Annotated in this window: 12 protein-coding genes and 1 tRNA gene; 7 read left to right on the top strand and 6 right to left on the bottom strand. The window is 66.4% G+C overall.

Translation table 11 applies throughout. The features are described from left to right. The first annotated feature begins 196 nt into the window (after positions 1-196). Positions 197-1,582: a pyridoxal-phosphate dependent enzyme gene (locus tag E1742_RS01225; protein WP_134383000.1), complete on the top strand. Its 1,386-nt coding sequence runs from the start codon at positions 197-199 to the stop codon at positions 1,580-1,582. Next, positions 1,582-2,757 carry a trans-sulfuration enzyme family protein gene (locus tag E1742_RS01220; RefSeq protein WP_134382998.1) on the top strand — a complete coding sequence of 392 codons (1,176 nt, stop codon included), beginning with the start codon at positions 1,582-1,584 and terminating at the stop codon, positions 2,755-2,757. Before E1742_RS01225 ends, E1742_RS01220 begins: the two co-directional genes overlap by 1 nt. 112 nt (positions 2,758-2,869) lie before the next feature. Here E1742_RS01220 and E1742_RS01215 read toward each other — a convergent pair whose 3' ends face one another. The 3 genes from E1742_RS01215 to E1742_RS01205 all read right to left on the bottom strand — a co-directional run bounded on the left by E1742_RS01215 (position 2,870) and on the right by E1742_RS01205 (position 7,618). After that, positions 2,870-4,387, bottom strand: coding sequence for a hypothetical protein (locus tag E1742_RS01215; RefSeq protein ID WP_134382996.1), 1,518 nt, complete (start codon positions 4,385-4,387; stop codon positions 2,870-2,872). A 111-nt stretch (positions 4,388-4,498) separates the two neighbouring features. Continuing rightward, positions 4,499-6,718, bottom strand: a complete 2,220-nt coding sequence (locus E1742_RS01210; protein ID WP_134382994.1) for a penicillin acylase family protein — start codon at positions 6,716-6,718, stop codon at positions 4,499-4,501. Between the two features lie 51 nt (positions 6,719-6,769). After that, complete coding sequence (locus tag E1742_RS01205; protein ID WP_134382992.1) at positions 6,770-7,618, bottom strand: hypothetical protein; 849 nt, start codon at positions 7,616-7,618, stop codon at positions 6,770-6,772. Positions 7,619-7,801: 183 nt separating this feature from the next. On the opposite strand from E1742_RS01205, the gene E1742_RS01200 reads away from it, so the two are divergent. Both E1742_RS01200 and E1742_RS01195 read left to right on the top strand, forming a co-directional pair. Then, positions 7,802-7,888 (top strand) — tRNA-Leu (locus E1742_RS01200). A gap of 73 nt (positions 7,889-7,961) precedes the next feature. Then, the gene (locus E1742_RS01195) at positions 7,962-8,276 is read left to right on the top strand and encodes a Dabb family protein (RefSeq protein ID WP_134382990.1); all 315 of its coding nucleotides are present in this window, start codon (positions 7,962-7,964) and stop codon (positions 8,274-8,276) included. Between the two features lie 111 nt (positions 8,277-8,387). Here E1742_RS01195 and E1742_RS01190 read toward each other — a convergent pair whose 3' ends face one another. The 3 genes from E1742_RS01190 to E1742_RS01180 all read right to left on the bottom strand — a co-directional run bounded on the left by E1742_RS01190 (position 8,388) and on the right by E1742_RS01180 (position 12,772). Beyond that, positions 8,388-9,458, bottom strand: coding sequence for an ankyrin repeat domain-containing protein (locus E1742_RS01190; protein WP_134382988.1), 1,071 nt, complete (start codon positions 9,456-9,458; stop codon positions 8,388-8,390). A gap of 115 nt (positions 9,459-9,573) precedes the next feature. Beyond that, on the bottom strand, positions 9,574-11,268 hold the full coding sequence (locus E1742_RS01185; protein WP_134382986.1) for a response regulator: 1,695 nt from the start codon (positions 11,266-11,268) through the stop codon (positions 9,574-9,576). Further along, the gene (locus E1742_RS01180; protein WP_134382984.1) at positions 11,255-12,772 is read right to left on the bottom strand and encodes an ATPase domain-containing protein; all 1,518 of its coding nucleotides are present in this window, start codon (positions 12,770-12,772) and stop codon (positions 11,255-11,257) included. Before E1742_RS01180 ends, E1742_RS01185 begins: the two co-directional genes overlap by 14 nt. A gap of 762 nt (positions 12,773-13,534) precedes the next feature. Here E1742_RS01180 and E1742_RS01175 point away from each other — a divergent pair. The 3 genes from E1742_RS01175 to E1742_RS01165 all read left to right on the top strand — a co-directional run bounded on the left by E1742_RS01175 (position 13,535) and on the right by E1742_RS01165 (position 15,938). Then, positions 13,535-13,888, top strand: coding sequence for a hypothetical protein (locus E1742_RS01175; protein ID WP_134382982.1), 354 nt, complete (start codon positions 13,535-13,537; stop codon positions 13,886-13,888). Between the two features lie 289 nt (positions 13,889-14,177). After that, complete coding sequence (locus tag E1742_RS01170; protein ID WP_134382980.1) at positions 14,178-14,705, top strand: hypothetical protein; 528 nt, start codon at positions 14,178-14,180, stop codon at positions 14,703-14,705. 72 nt (positions 14,706-14,777) lie between these two features. After that, positions 14,778-15,938 carry an acyl-CoA dehydrogenase family protein gene (locus E1742_RS01165; protein ID WP_134382978.1) on the top strand — a complete coding sequence of 387 codons (1,161 nt, stop codon included), beginning with the start codon at positions 14,778-14,780 and terminating at the stop codon, positions 15,936-15,938. Positions 15,939-15,957: the final 19 nt, after the last annotated feature.

The raw sequence follows: 15,957 nt of genomic DNA, 5'->3' as shown, positions 1-15,957 counted from the left end.
GGACCGCGCATTATAAAACGGCGGCGCCGGGCCCGGTGGCATGTGCCGGAATTCCGGTGCATACTGTTATGGCAACATCGCTTTTGGCATATTCAAGTACGAAAACATTCCTTCAGGCGCAGCGATGTCCATCCGACAATGCGCGCTTCGGCCGCGGCGACACAATCGCCCCGTCCCGTCCACCCAAGGAGACTGTATGCAAAGCACCACCCCCGCCGCCCCAGCAGCCCTGTTCGGCCTGATCGGCAACACGCCGCTGGTCGAAGTGACCCGGCTCGACACGGGCCCCTGCCAATTGTTCCTGAAACTGGAATCGCAGAATCCCGGCGGTTCGATCAAGGACCGGATCGGCCTGTCCATCATCGAAACCGCGGAACGCGACGGCCGCCTGAAACCCGGCGGCGTCATCGTCGAAGCCACGGCCGGCAATACCGGCCTGGGCCTGGCCCTGGTCGGGCGTATCAAGGGCTATCGCGTCATCCTTGTCGTGCCCGACAAGATGGCCACCGAAAAAGTGCTGCACCTCAAAGCCTTGGGCGCCGAGATCCACATCACCCGCTCCGACGTCGGCAAGGGCCACCCGGAGTATTACCAGGACGTGGCGGCCCGCATCGCCGCCGACCTGCCCGGCGCGTTTTTCGCGGACCAGTTCAACAATCCCGCCAACCCGCTGGCGCACGAGACGACGACGGGACCGGAGCTGTGGGAACAGTCCGGCCATGACCTCGACGCGATCGTCGTCGGCGTGGGCTCGTCCGGCACATTATCCGGGCTGACGCGCTACTTCGCCCGCGCCAACCCCGACCTGGCGTTCGTGCTGGCCGATCCGAAGGGCTCGATCCTGACGGAATACGTCAACACGGGCAAGGTTGCCGACACCAGCGGCTCGTGGGCCGTCGAGGGCATCGGCGAGGATTTCATTCCGTCGATCGCGGATTTCTCGAGCGTGCGTCATGCGTACACGATCACGGACCAGGAAAGCTTCGACAGCGCGCGCGCCCTGCTGCGCGCCGAAGGCATCCTGGGCGGCTCGTCCACCGGCACCCTGCTGGCCGCCGCGCTGAAATACTGCCGCGAACAGGGCACGCCAAAAAGAGTGGCCACGTTTGTCTGCGACACCGGCACGCGCTATCTGTCGAAGGTCTACAACGACGGCTGGATGATCGACCAGGGCCTGATCCAGCGCGCCCGCACGGGCGACCTGCGCGACCTGATCGGCCGCCGCCACGATGCCGGCGAAGTCGTCAGCGTGGCCCCCACGGATACGTTGCTGGTCGCATTCAACCGGATGCGCTCGGCCGACCTGGCGCAACTGCCCGTCATCGAGGCGGGCCGCCTGGTCGGCATCATCGACGAATCGGACCTGCTGCTGAAAGTGGAAAACCAGCCGGACCACTTCGCCAGCCTGGTCGGCGCGACCATGACGTCGCGGCTGGAAACGCTGCCGCCGACGGCGGGCGTGCCGGCGCTGCGCAGCACGCTGGACCGCGGCCTGACGGCCGTCGTGGCCGACGGCAGCACGTTTTATGGACTCATCACCCGCTTCGACCTTCTCAACCACCTGCGCAGGACACTCAGCTGATGTCAGACACCAAATTCAATCACCTCGCCACCCGCGTCATTCACGCGGGCCAGTCGCCCGACCCGTCGACCGGCGCCATCATGCCGCCGATCTATGCCACCTCGACCTTTGTCCAGGAAAGCCCCGGCGTCCACAAGGGCCTCGATTACGGCCGCTCGCACAATCCCACCCGCTGGGCGCTGGAGCGCTGCGTGGCCGACCTGGAAGGCGGCGCGCAGGGTTACGCGTTCGCCTCCGGCCTGGCGGCGATTTCCACCGTGCTGGAACTGCTGGACGCGGGTTCGCACATCGTGGCCGGCGACGACATGTACGGCGGCACCTACCGCCTGTTCGAGCGCGTGCGCCGGCGCAGCGCCGGCCACCAGTTCAGCTACGCCGACCTGACGAACCCGGAGAACCTGCTGGCGGCGCTGCGGCCGGAAACGAAAATGGTGTGGATCGAGACGCCCACCAACCCGATGCTGAAGCTGGCCGACCTGCGCACCATCGCGCTGATCTGCCGCCAGCGCGGCATCCTGGCCGTGGCCGACAACACGTTCGCCAGCCCCATCGTGCAACGCCCGCTGGAGCTGGGCTTCGACATCGTCGTCCACTCGGCCACGAAGTACCTGAACGGCCACTCGGATATCATCGGCGGCATCGCCGTCGTGGGTGGCGAGGAGCGCCAGGCCCGCTGGCGCGAGCAGCTGGGGTTCCTGCAGAATTCCGTTGGTGCCATCCTGGGTCCGTTCGACAGTTTCCTCGCGCTGCGCGGCGTGAAAACGCTGGCGATCCGCATGGAGCGTCATTGCGCCAGCGCACTGGAGCTGGCGCAGTGGCTCGAGTGCGAGCCCAAGGTGCGCAAGGTGTATTACCCCGGCCTGGCATCGCACCCGCAGCATGCGCTGGCGCGCCAGCAGATGCACGGCTTCGGCGGCATCATTTCCATCGACCTGGACACGGACCTGGCCGGCGCCCGCCGCTTCCTGGAACGCTGCGAAGTGTTCGCACTGGCCGAAAGCCTGGGCGGCGTGGAAAGCCTGATCGAGCACCCGGCCCTGATGACGCACGCGACAATCCCGCCGGCGCAGCGCGCGCAGCTGGGTATCGGCGACGGGCTGATCCGGCTGTCCGTCGGCATCGAGCACATCGATGACCTGCGGCGCGACCTGCAGCACGCGCTGGCGGCGATCTAGACCAGGGGTCTGTCCCCGGTAAGTGTCGGCCAGCGCGCTTGCCGTTGCCTTTGCCAGGGGACTGACCCCGGTTCTCTGCCAACGCCTGGTGAACCCGGCCGTCACCCGGGCATCACCCGGTACCACCCTGCCCCGGGGGTCTCGGCTGCTGTTCGTGTATGCCGAAAACCCGGTGCACGAACGCCTCCAGCGCGCGGAACACCCCTTCCACGCCGAAGCCGGCAATAAACGACAATGCCGAACCGCTCAGTGCCCAGCTGCCCAGCAGGCCGTGCTCTTCGGCGGGCGCGGGGCCGGACGGGTTGATGAACAGCGCGATGCACGCGCCGATCGTGCCGCCCAGCGCCAGCTGCAGCCAAGCGAGCGTCGAATCGCGGGGCGACAGGAGACTCTCGCGCATCCGCTCCCATAGCCGCCGCACGACGGCCGCACCGGCGCCCAGCACCCCATAGGCCAGCGGCAGCACGGACGTGCCGATCACGAGCACCACAATCCGCGCCTTGTCCTCGGACCCGCGGCGGCGCACGTCTTCCCCCCGCGACCCGGTTTGCACGCGCGTTTCGGCCGGACTCGGCGCAACCGCGGACGGCACGTGCAGGAAATCCGGCATGAGGTGGCTGAACCATTGGGCGATTTCGCCCGGCTTGTCGTAGAGCGCCTTCCATGGTTCCAGCCATTGGCGCAGGTTCCGCCATGCCGCGCGACGTTCGTCGCGCAGTTGCGCTTGAAGGTCGCACAGCTGGTATTCCTCGGTAGTGCGGTAGAAGGGCTTGCCCGCTTTATCCAGCAACGAACAAAAGCGGATCGCCTCCGCTGCCGGCGCCAGCGCCGCACGGCCCTCGGCATCGGTGCCGCGCAGGCGCTGGTCGGCGGCATATTTGAGCTCGGCCGCACTGATGTCCTTGCGCACGGCCACCACCCGGGCCCGTACGTCGTCCAGGTGCTGCAGGATCACATTGCCGGCGGAAACGTGCCACGACAGCATGCAGGTCAGCATCAGTGCCGCTACCAGCACCACCACCAGCCACACCATGCGGCGGTTGAACGCGACCGCCACGCCGATCAGGCCCGGATAGGCATACCGCGCGAGCGTGACCCGGGTCGGCTTGTCCCACAGCATGCCGTCCGTACTTCGGCGCGATTGCGTGTCTGGCGGGGCGGACGGCGCAGCGCGATGGAACAACTTGCGGCACAGCCGCCGCATGCGCCCCGGGGGCTTGCGGCGATCGTCCTCGCCAATTACCAGCACCGTGAATGCCACCGACAAGCCCGTGGCAGGCCTCGCAATGGCGTTCAGCGTGTCCTTCGCGTACATGGTATCGACGGCGCGCTGGAGCCGCTCGTCACTATTCGTCGCGGAGCCAAGGGCGATCTTGCAAACCGTTTCAACAATCGACGGGCACTTCGGGTCATTGCTGCGCAGGCCCTTGTCCCAGCGGCCGGAAATATGGTCGAGCAGCAGGAATACCTCGTACAGCTCGCGCGCGAAAATGAATTCCTCGAGCTTGTGCAGCTCGGAACTGAACGGGTCCGTGACAGGACCGCGGTCCGCCGATGCAGGGCCGGATGACGCACCGCGATCACCCTGATCCGGCCCGCCGGCACCGTTGCCAGTCGTTTCGTCCGCCATCGCCCTCCCTCGGCACGCTGCGATTGCATGCGCATGCAATCATTGTGCGCCCGCGCCACCTGGACGGATAGCGAATTGCCAGCCGATTTGCGCGGCCGCAACGGCGGTGCCCTATTCTCCCGGACGGTACTGCCGCTCGAGATTCTTCAGCACGTCATCCTTGTAGAACAGCACGTCCTTGAACTCGCCGCGCGCGTACATCTCGGCCTGGTCCATGAAGTGCGGCGAGGCCGGATTGCCGCTCTGGCCGCCGGCCAGGATGCTTTTCGCGCGGATGCGCGGACCGAACTCGACCGCGGCGACGAAACTGTTGCCCCGTTCGCCATAGATGCGCCGCGTCGTTTGCGGCGACGTCATGCCGAACGCAGCCAGCGAGCCCCAGTTGCCCGACGCGTACGGCACCGGGATGCTGGGCTTGCTGTCGTCGAACGGCTGCTTGATGTCGCCCGTCAGCCGTTGGAAACGGTTGATGTCGCCCCACGGCGTCTTCCACGTGCCGAAGTCGTTTTCCAGCCGGTTCGATGCCTGCACGAGGGCTTCCAGCCGCTGGCGCGGCGTCACCTGCGTGGCCAGGTAGTCGAGTACGGGGATGTGCTGCTCCTGCGCGGCCGGGCCGTGCACCTTGACCAGGTGCTGCAGCCAGTAAATCGCCAGCGACGTCGGCACCGACTTGAGCGCATAGCGCATGTCCCAGTCGCGCAGCAAGGTGATCTGTTCCGTCAGGCGCGCCTTGCGCACGTCGCCTGCCGGCGCATCGTCGTAGGCGCGCAGCAGCAGCGGCAGCAGCGGTTCGAACGCCGTCAGCTGGCTGTCGTAGGCGCTGGCGATCAGGCTGTCGAGCGTGAAGTCCTTCTTGTCCTTGAGCACGCGCACGGCATGGATGCCGCGCGCGTTCTCCGGATTCATCGACATATAGGCCGGATAGTCCTGCGCGCGCGGACTGGACTCGCCCGCGGCCGAGAACGGCCAGTTGTTCGTATTCTGGATCCAGCCGTTTTTCGGATTGAACAGGTGGATCGTCTCCTTCACCGCATGCAGCCCCTTCCAGTCGGTGGCCGGATCGCTGCCGTCCACCGGCTGCGTGTAGTCGAAGCGCGGATCGCGCACGGGGATGAAGTTACCGTGGAAGTAGGCGATGTTGCCGTCCGCATCCGCATACACGGTGTTGTTCGACGAATTCGTGCGCAGTTCCATCGCCTGCCAGAACGCCTTGTAGTTGCGCGCCTTGGTGCGCAGGAACGACTGCTGCAGGGCTTTCAGCGGGTCGTTCATCAGCGCCACCGACACCCACTTGCCGCCTTCGCGGCGCACCACGGGGCCGTGATGGGTGAAGTAAGCCGTCACGGTCTTCTCGGCCATGCCCAGGCCCGTGCGATACGGCAGCCGGATCCGGACGGCGCGCACGGGCCGCTCTTCGGCGCCGTAGCGGTAATAATATTTGCCGTCCCGTTCCGTGACCGTCTCGACGAATTCGTCGATGACGTCGCCGCCGCCGGACGTGTGCATCCAGCCCAGGCGGTCGTTGAACCCCTGGTAGACGAAGAACTGCCCCCACGTGACGGCGCCGTAGGCATTCAGCCCCTGCTCGCTGCTGACGTGGATCTCGGGACGGAAGTAGAACGACGTGTGCGGGTTGATCATCAGCAGCGCCCGGCCGCTCCTCGACAGGCTCGGGGCGATGGCAAAGCCGTTCGAACCACCCGGCTCGCGCATCGCGGCGACACGCCGGCGTTCACCCTCGTCGGCCATCTGGGGCAGGTTCTCGTAGAAGCGCTGCAGCTGCTTCACGTCGATCTCCTCGATATCGCCGCCGATACTGCCTTCGGAGAAGCTGAGCGCCATCCACGGCTCGAAATGCGTCAGCAGCGCCGGCTTGACGTCCGGGTGCGTGTGCAGATACCAGTTCAGGCCGTCGGCCCACGCCACCATCAGCTTCTTCAGCCATGCGGGACTGGCCTTGTACTGGGCCTGCAGCTCATCCGGGCGGATGAACAGCTTCATGCGCAGGTCCTCGTACAGCGCCTTTTCGCCGTCCACCTCGGCAGTGCGACCCAGCGCCGTGATGAAATTGCGCTCGACGCGGTTGAAGTCGTCCTCCGCCTGGGCATACAGCATGCCGAACACGGCATCGGCATCCGTCTTGCCGTAGACGTGCGGGATGCCCCATTTGTCGCGCAGGATGGTCACGCGCTTCGCGGCTGCCTGCAGGCGCTGCACCTCGGCGGCCGGCAGCGGCGTAACCGCCACATCGGCGGCATGGACGGGAGCAACCGCGGGCACGGCAACGGACAGGACGGCGCACAGCGCCAGCGCGGGGGACATTCTCGGCATACAGGCTCCTTGCGTTGGCGCCGCCGTCGGGCGGCGCGATGTTACGTCAGTTCAGGATGCATCGACCAGCTGGGAGATGCGCTCGCGCAGCTCGGCGTTCTCGGCACGCAATGCGGCATTGCGCTCCTTCAGCTGCGCTACCTCGGCGCGCAGGTGCTCCACTTCCGTCAGCGGCTCGGACGGCAGCGATGGCGGCTCTCCCCCGTCCTCCCACGGCGCCGGCCTGGCAGGCTTCGGTGGGCGCGAAGCGGCGCGCTGCTCGCGGATCTCCTTGGCAGCCTGCTGCAGGAATTTCTTGCCACCGGCGACGGCTTGCACCTGGTCCTCTGGCGCCAGGGTCGCGACGGTGGCGGCGGCGTTGATGGATATCGTACCGGCGCGCACGGCCTCGACCAGCTCGGGCGTGGCCGTCTTCTGGATCTTCTCGATCTGGCTGATGGTATTGGTGGACAGGCGCGCGGCGCGGGCGATGTCCTCGCGCGAGGTGCGCACCTTGGCAGCGACCGGCTCGGCATCCGACTCGGGCGGTGCGATTGCCGCATCCTCCGCCTTCAGCCGCGCCGCTTCCGCCTCGGCGCGCTGGGCCAGGATGTCCTTCTTGCGCAGCGCCAGCACGCCGCGCTGGAAGTCGCCCACGCTGCGTCGGCCCAGGTGATTGTCGATCATCCACAGCATGACGTCTTCCATGCTCTTGAACGTGGTGTTCTGGATGACCTTGAACGGGATGCCGTGCTGCTGGCAGATGGCATAGCGGTTATGGCCGTCGACGAGGATGTCGTCCCACAGTACGAGTGCGTCGCGGCAGCCTTCGGCCAGCAGGCTGCGCTCCAGCGCCGCGTGTTCCGCTTCGGTCAGCGGCTCGATGTACGCGCGCAACACGTCGTTGATCTTGATTTGCATTGTTTGGACTCCCTCGATAAAGCAAGCGGCACGCCAGAGGCGTGCCGTCCAGCATGCTACACCAATCGGGGCTGTGGGGCCAATGCGGGGGGGCGGTGCCTGGACGGGTGCCGTCGGGAGATCGGGACAGCCGGCGTCGCGCTCTGGAACAACGGCGCCGAACATGTCATAATGTCGGGCTGTGCCTCGATGGTGAAATTGGTAGACACACCGGACTTAAAATCCGTTGACCGCAAGGTCGTGCCGGTTCGATTCCGGCTCGAGGCACCAGCACGAACGCCCTTCCGGCGCGGCTCCCTGACGTGCGCTAAGATAATGGTCCCATAACCATCTATCAAACACCATGGCCAACCAGACCACCCTGCGCCACGTTGTCCTGTTCTCGTTCCGCGATGACGCCCCCGCCGACGCCGTCGACAAGATCGTCACCGATTTCGGCAAGCTGAAGGACGCCATTCCCGGCGTCGTTGCCTATGAATGGGGCACCAATGTCAGCCCCGAGAATCTCAACGACGGCTTCACCCACTGCTTCACGCTGACGTTCGCCAGCGCGCCGGATCGGGATACTTACCTGAACCATCCGGTGCATCAGGCATTCGTGCACACGCTGGGAGCCTGCCTGGCAAAGGCGGTGGTGGTCGATTACTGGGCGCAGTGATCCCCGCGCGGCGGACCAGCCCCAACGAGTGTATGGCCGGGACACATCGCCCACCCGTCTCGAGCGGCACCGGCAACACCTGGGAGTCCTGTACTCAGGCTTGTTCGCAGGTCAGCGCGTGTATGCCGGCGCGGCAAGTGAAGTCGGCGTGGGGTTGAGTGCCACCCATTGCTCCGCCAGTTCGCACAAGCGTTCGGTGTCGCCGGATCTTTTCTTCACCGCGTCGACGATGCCGGCCGCTTCATCCAATGACGCGGCGGGCAACGGCTCGCCGGAGCCGAGATACGTCAACAGCGCCGTCGCCATCTGCCTGAACTGCGCGTCCCAGTTGATGCCGCCATTGCCGTCGAGTTCATTGAAGATACGCCCGGACAGACGAATCACTTCGCCCTGCAGGGTGCCAGCGGCTCCGCCAGACGGTACCAGCAACTCCCATAATTGCTGGTGCCTGCCTTGCCAGGTGGGTGCCGTGGCGATGATGGGCGACTTACCGTCGTGCTCGACGCGGTGCGGCACCGGCGCCACGCCGAACAAGGTATAAAGCTGGTTCAGCGCAGCGCTGGTCGCGGCGACCGAATCGGGATTGAAATTGCTGCGATGGAATTCGAACTCGGTTCCGATACGCTGGACCAACTCCCGCATCACATCCGTGATCGGATCGCGCTGTCCCGCGCTCGAATGAGCTTCCAGCAGCAACCGCGCCATGGCTGCCGTTTTCTCGATATCCACGTTGCCGCACTGCTGCAGCGCAAACGCCATCGGCGTCAGCCGATCGTCGTTGACGGCATCGACCCGCGCACCGTGCTGCAGCAGGATTCGCGCGGTTTGCAGGTTCCCCACGGCGGCCGCCTTGTGCAGCGCGGTATTGCCCCGCTTGTCCGTTGCGTGCACGTCGGCTCCCAGCTCCAGCAGGATCCCGGTGCTGCCCTGCCAGTGACTGGCGCGCGCATGCAACGGCGTCAGCCCATAACTGTCGAGTGCCGAGATATCGGCGCCCTGCCCAACCAGCCAGCGCACTAGCTCGTCAGGCAATTCATTGAACGCCAACGCGGTCTGCTTCGAATAGCCGCCACGAGCGTTGACATCGCAACTCTCGAAAACCGCCTTGAGTGCCTCGACGTCGCCGGCATCCAGCAATTCCTCGAAGTTTTTCGGTAATGATTTTTTCTTTGCTTTGGCCACGGGACAGGGTCTGGTTTCACGGTTGAGGATCGATTGTATATCCAACAAGGTCCACGGCGTCCGGGAAGGTTTCTGCCTATCCGATGAATACCCGAAGGAACTGAAACACCGGCCTTCAACCGCCCCCGCTATCCGCACCCTGTCGCTGCAGCGATCGCCTGACGACAGCGGCCAGCTCGGCCAGCTGGAAAGGCTTGCGCAACACCATGCCGTCGCCGACGGCGGCCTGGATGGCACTCATGTCGGCATAACCCGTCGCCACGACGACGGGCAGGTCCGGGTAGCGCTCGCGGGCCGTGTGGGCCAGCTCGGCGCCCGTCATGCCCGGCATCAGGTAATCCGTCAGCAGCACGTCCGGGCGGGACCGTTCGATGGCGGCCAGCCCTTCGCTGCCGCTGGTGGCCTGTGCCACGTCGCAGCCCAGCGTCATCAGCGCGTCCGCCATGCAGGCACGCACGAAGTCGTCGTCCTCCACCAGCAGCACCCTGGCGCCTGTCAGGTCGCTGCCGGCCAGCGCCGCCGTGTCGTCCCCTGCGGGGTCCTGCGCCGCGGCGGGCAGCCAGATCTCGATCGTCGTGCCCTGCCCTGGCTGGCTCGTCACCTGCGCCATGCCGCCCGACTGGTGCGCCATGCCGTAGACCTGGCTCAGCCCCAGCCCGGTGCCCTTGCCGACCCCCTTCGTGGTGAAGAACGGCTCGAACACCCTGGCCGCCACGTCCGGGCTCATGCCCGAACCGTTGTCGATCACGGCAATGCGTACGTATTCCCCCGCCGGCAGCAGGCCCGCCGGCGGCGCCTCGCGGGTGGCGCGGAACGTGATGGTGCCGCCATCCGGCATCGCGTCGCGGGCGTTGATCGCCAGGTTCAGCAGCGCCATTTCCATCTGGCTCGTGTCGGCCACGACGCAGGCGACGTCGGGCGCCACGAAGACCTGCAACGCGATTGCCCTGCCGAGCAGCGGGCGGGCCATGCCCAGCACGGCCTCGAACAGGCCGTCGACGCGCAACGGCGTCAGGTCCAGCGTCTGGTTGCGTGCGAAGGCCAGCAGCTGCGCCGTCAGGCGCGCGCCCCGCTCGCAGGCAGCCTTGGCCGTGCGTGCGCGGGCGCGGATGGATTCGTCCTGCGTCATCATCAGGATCAGCTCCATGGTTCCCTGCACAACATTAAGCAGGTTGTTGAAGTCATGCGCCACGCCGCCCGTCAGCCGGCCCAGCGACTCCATTTTCTGGTACTGCACCATGGCCTGCTGTGCGCGCTCGCGCTCGATGACCTCCGCCGTCAGCCGGTCGTTCGCCTGCGCCAGCGCCAGCGTCCGTTCGGCCACCCGCGCCTCCAGTGTCGCGTTCAGCGCGGCCAGTTCGGCCGAGACAGCCTGACGGTCCGCCAGCACTTCGCGCGCCTGGTACTGACGCAGGCGCGCCCGCAACGCCGAGTCGGCCGCGCTGCCCAGCGTTTCCGCGCTGAGCGGACGCTCCAGCAGCACCACGTTCCCCAGCGCCGACAGCGGACCGCCGGTGGCTTCGCCCGGGGCCAGCCGCCGCGACAGCAGCACGACGAACGGGAAATCCGACCACGGCTCCTGCCGCCCCAGCCAGTCCAGCAGCGGGCCGGTATCGGCGCGCAGCAGCGCTTCCTCCGTGACGATGGCGGCGGCGGCACCGGCAGCGATACGGTCCGTCAGCGCGGCGAAATCGGCCACCGTCTCGCAGGCAATACGCTTGCGGACGACCACGTTGGCGATGACCTCGGCATCCCGGCCCAGCGGGGCCAGGACGAGGATGCGTCGTTCCGTAAGGCTAGCGCTTGCCATCGCCACCCATATCCATCAGCGTAGTATTGCCGCGATACGACGCCACGCCCGTCAGAATGCCCTCGAAGCCCAGCAATGGCGCGCCGACGTCGACACCGCCGGCGTGCAGCCGCATCTCATGGATCGTCATCGCGTGGTTTTCGGTCCGGCTCTTGGCGACGGTGATGGCGCGCCGCAGTTCGCTGCCCGCCTCGAAAAAGCGCAGCAGGATCGTGGCATCGCTCAGATAGCTGAGATCGACGTCGCGGCGGATCTCGCCCACCATGCCGTGTTCGCCCAGAATCAGCGCGGTCGTCACGCCTTTCAGGTTCAGGTAGCTGAGCAGCTCGCGCATCTGCAGCACCAGGTATTGTTCGCCCGGCATTGCCTGCAGATAAGAGTTCAGGCTGTCGATGACGACGAACCTGATGTCGTCCTTCTCGACCGCGTCCTGCAGGGCGCTGGCGAACTGGCCAGGCGCCATCTCGGCCGGGTCGACGTGCCGCACCGTCAGCGCGCCGCTGGCGACATAGCTGCGCAGGTCCATCCCCAGCGCGCGGGCGCGGGCATAGAACGTTCCCAGTCCTTCGTCGAACAGGTAAACCGCCGCCTTCTCGCCCCGCTCCAGTGCCGCCAGCATGCAGCGCACGGTGACGGTGGTCTTGCCGACGCCGGCGGGGCCGACAACCAGCGTATTGGTGCCGGCAACCAGTCCGCCGCCCAGCAGGTGGTCCAGGCCTGCGGAGCCCGTCGAGCGCACCACCGGCGTGAAATGTTCCACGTGCTCGGCCGCGATCAGGCGGGGGAACATCGTGATGCCGCCGGTGTTGAGCACGTAATCATGGAAGCCGCCCCGGAACGCGATGCCGCGCATCTTGATGACGTTCACGCGCCGGCGCTCGCGGCCGAACTCCTGGGCAATCTGTTCCAGGCTGATGACACCATGGGCAATACTGTGCAGGTGCTGGTCGGACTGGCTGCTCTTGTCGTCCAGCAGCAGGACGGTGCAGGCGCGGGCCGCGAAGAACTGCTTCAGCGCCAGGATCTGGTGGCGGTAGCGCAGCGGATTCTGCGCCAGCAGGCGCAGTTCCGACAGGCTGTCGAACACCACCCGGGCCGGCTTGACGGCGCTGACCTGTTCCATCACGCCCCGCGTCGTCTCGCCCAGTTCCACCTCGGCCGAATGCAGCACGGACTGCATGACCGCAGGGTCCAGGGCGCCGTCGTTGGCCAGTTCGAACACGTGGATGCCGTCGATCGACCAGCCGTGGCTATGCGCGACGGCGTCGAGTTCGTCCGCTGTCTCGGACAGGGTGATGTACATGCCCGAATCGCCGCGCGCTATCCCGTCGAGCAAAAACTGCAGGCCCAGCGTTGTCTTCCCGGTGCCGGGCGAGCCTTCAATCAGATATACGCGCTCGGCCGTCAGGCCGCCGCACAGGATTTCGTCGAGCCCCGGCACGCCGGTCGGCATGCGGCGGGTGGGCGCGCGCTCGGCGCGGCTGGTCGATAAAGTAGAACTCATAGTGGGCCATGAACTGTGCTGGCGCAGCGGCAATAAGGCGAGCCTGCGCGCGGTTGCTGGGTTGGCGCCGCTTACGGCGCCCCGGACAAGCAGAATTATAGGACGAAACTTTCTTGCACTTCAGCACCGTTGTCCTGAACAGAACAACCTGATCGAAAACGGCCCGACCCTGGCGCAGCAACAACATATGGACGTTCACTCACATCGGTGGATATTTGATCTACAACGCGCCCCGGCCGCCGGACCGCCGGACACCATTTTCCAGGGGGCCATCCATCCCAGCTCCGATCCGAACCGTCCGCGCATCGGGCGCCATCGCCATCGAGGCATGGGCCGCTGGGCAAGCGTCCTGTGCTCCATTATCATTGCCATGGGCCTATGAGGCCGGTATCCGCAATGCCCTGATCCTACCGGGCGACAGCGTGGCAACGGCGCACAACATCCTCACAACGCGATTTCTGTGGCGCGCAGGCGTCGCCGGGCAATATCTGCCGCTCCGCTGCGCCGCGGGGTTGACGAAGGCGTGGTACGTGCTGCTGCGTCCCGCGAGCCGGCACCTGGCGTTGCCGATTCTGGTGCCGACGCGATTCTGGTGCCGACGCGATTCTGGTGCCGACGTTTACTGGCGAAAGCGCGTTCCGCCTCTGGCTGCTCATCCGTGGCGTCGCTGCCGCAGCCTGGCGACAACGGGCGCAAGCCGATGTCAGCAAGCCGTCATCAATGCGCCGTATGCTGACGCGACCATCAGGCACAGGCTAGCGTATGCCATCCGATCCCGATACACTGAAACCGGCCAGCCGCGGCGTCCGTGCCGATATCCGGCTGGCAAGAGTCGTCCATATCGGCACCGCCATGATTCCCGCGTACGGGCCGCAGCGGGCTGCCCGCTTCATGCATGCGCGCGGCGTGCCGCCGTGCGTGCTGGTCGCCGTGTTGCGGCTGGGCGACAGGCGTCGCAATGACGTTTCCATGCGCCGCCCGCTTTTCGATCACGCGCGGCCGTACGGAGCGCAAAGCGCCCGCGCTCCCGCCGCCCCGGTTACCGCACGCGTTCCGGTCTGGTGTTGCGGCCCCGTGTGCCGTCGCGCGCGGCAGGGCAGTTTGCCGCCGGCATGACACCGGCGGCGGGTTACTGCGGCACGCGCCGGATCAGCCGGCAAAGCACCTCCAGGCTGGCGCTCGCGCTGGCCGGCGGATGGCCGCCGCAAGTGCGGCTGCGCACGTGCTTGCGCCGCACGGCGCCGTCGGCTGCAGATGTGCGGCCGCAGTATGATCCCTCGCGTCGGTTCCTCGTCTGCATTCTTGCCTCCCGCCACAATTATTGGCGGATTCCCTCGTCGGGCAGCACACATTAGTATCAGGAAACGTGTGCCGGCCGCATGCGGTGGACACCCATAATGGTCCCATGCCGCCCTTCGACAGCAATCCTTTCACAGCCGTGCTGATTCTGCACGGCCTGCTGGCTGGCGTCGACGTGCTGCTCAACCACGAATTGTTGGCGCGCCTGCCGTACCGGTCCAGCGCCGCCCGCGAGGAGCTGTTGCACGCCGTGCGCGAAGCAATGTTTGCCTTCCTTTTTCTCGGGCTGGCATGGTGGACGTGGCATGGGGCTTTTGCCTGGCTGCCCACGGCGCTGCTGGCGGCCGAAGTCCTGATTTCGGCGTACGACACCAAGATCGAAGGCGATACGCGTACGCTGCCAACCCCGGAACGCATTCTGCATGTCTTCCTGTTCATCAACCTGGGCGCACTGATCGTGCTGCTGGGCCAGCAGGCGGGCGACTGGCATGCGCTGCCGACGGAGCTCGCCCCTGCCCGGTATGGCTGGGCCGGCTGGCTGCTCAGCGCGCTGGGCATTGCCGCCGCCGCGTGGACGGTGCGCGACGGCTGCGCGTGGCTGCGGCTACGGAACCGCCCAGCCGACGCACCCTAGCACGATTGCCATAAATACATCATCCGGTAGCCGCGATCACTTATACTTGTACTTTTATTCCGCTAAGCAACCGTGCACACACTCTACTCGCCCAAACTCGACCAGCTGGCCGAACTTGCCCGGCAGATCGTCGACGACTCCGTACTGCCGAATGCCGAGCTGGTGGACCGGGAATGCCGCTGGCCGGAGCATTCGATGCGCGCCTTTGCCGATGCGGGCCTGCTCGGCCTGCAGGTGCCCGGCACCCTGGGCGGACACGGGCTCGGCCTGCACGCGCTGCTGCACCTGACCTCCATCATCGGCCAGGCGTGCCCGTCATCGGCGCTGTGCTTCGGTATGCACTGCGTCGGCACCGCCGTGATTGCGGCAAAGGCGACGGACAGCCAGCGCAACCGCTATCTGCGCGAGATCGCCGCGGGACGCCACATCACGACCCTGGCGCTGTCCGAAAGCGGTACCGGCGCCCATTTCTACCTGCCGGAAACGACGATGACGCGGGACAACGGGCGCTATCTGCTGAACGGGACCAAGCAATTCGTCACCAACGGCGGCCGGGCCGATTCCTACGTCGTCTCGACGGTGGCCAGCGATGGCATGGCCGAAGGCGACTTCAGCTGCGTCATCGTCGATGCGGACACGCCGGGAATGGCGTGGCAGCAGCCTTGGGACGGCTTCGGCATGCGCGGCAACTCGTCGCGCACGCTGGCGCTGCAGGATGCCGCCGTCCCCGCGGAAAACCTGCTGGGCACGGAAGGCGACCAGGTCTGGTACGTGTTCGAGGTGGTGGCGCCCTACTTCCTGATGGCGATGGCGGGCACCTACCTCGGTATTGCCCAGACCGCCGTCGACCTGGCCGGTGAGCACCTGCGCAACCGCCGCCATAGCCATACCGGCGGCACGCTGGCGGAAATCGAAACGATGCAGACCCGCTACGCCGCCATGTGGGTGGCGCTGCAGAAAACCCGCGCACTGGTGGAGGAAGCGGCGCAACGTGGCGACGTGGGCCACCCGGAAGCGCTTCCTTTCATCCTGGCCTGCAAGGCCGATGCGGGAGAGACGGCCATTACGCTGGCCAACGACGCCATGACGATCTGCGGCGGCAGCGCCTACCGCGAGAACAGCCGCGTGGCCCAGTTGCTGCGCGACGCCCGGGCCAGTCATGTGATGTCCCCCACGACCGACATGCTGCGGGTCTGGACGGGCCGCGCCCTTCTTGGAATGCCCCTGTTATGACGGGCGCGCCCCAGACGGG

Source organism: Pseudoduganella plicata, from assembly GCF_004421005.1.
Lineage (GTDB): Bacteria > Pseudomonadota > Gammaproteobacteria > Burkholderiales > Burkholderiaceae_D > Rugamonas > Rugamonas plicata.
This window is presented reverse-complemented; position numbering and strand designations above follow the sequence as displayed.

Coding starts and splice junctions, on each gene's coding strand:
- E1742_RS01210 (WP_134382994.1), bottom strand. CDS start 6,718: ATGCCGAGAATGTCCCCCGCGCTGGCGCTGTGCGCCGTCCTGTCCGTT.
- E1742_RS01215 (WP_134382996.1), bottom strand. CDS start 4,387: ATGGCGGACGAAACGACTGGCAACGGTGCCGGCGGGCCGGATCAGGGT.
- E1742_RS01225 (WP_134383000.1), top strand. CDS start 197: ATGCAAAGCACCACCCCCGCCGCCCCAGCAGCCCTGTTCGGCCTGATC.
- E1742_RS01205 (WP_134382992.1), bottom strand. CDS start 7,618: ATGCAAATCAAGATCAACGACGTGTTGCGCGCGTACATCGAGCCGCTG.
- E1742_RS01170 (WP_134382980.1), top strand. CDS start 14,178: ATGCCGCCCTTCGACAGCAATCCTTTCACAGCCGTGCTGATTCTGCAC.
- E1742_RS01175 (WP_134382982.1), top strand. CDS start 13,535: ATGCCATCCGATCCCGATACACTGAAACCGGCCAGCCGCGGCGTCCGT.
- E1742_RS01220 (WP_134382998.1), top strand. CDS start 1,582: ATGTCAGACACCAAATTCAATCACCTCGCCACCCGCGTCATTCACGCG.
- E1742_RS01185 (WP_134382986.1), bottom strand. CDS start 11,268: ATGGCAAGCGCTAGCCTTACGGAACGACGCATCCTCGTCCTGGCCCCG.
- E1742_RS01180 (WP_134382984.1), bottom strand. CDS start 12,772: ATGAGTTCTACTTTATCGACCAGCCGCGCCGAGCGCGCGCCCACCCGC.
- E1742_RS01195 (WP_134382990.1), top strand. CDS start 7,962: ATGGCCAACCAGACCACCCTGCGCCACGTTGTCCTGTTCTCGTTCCGC.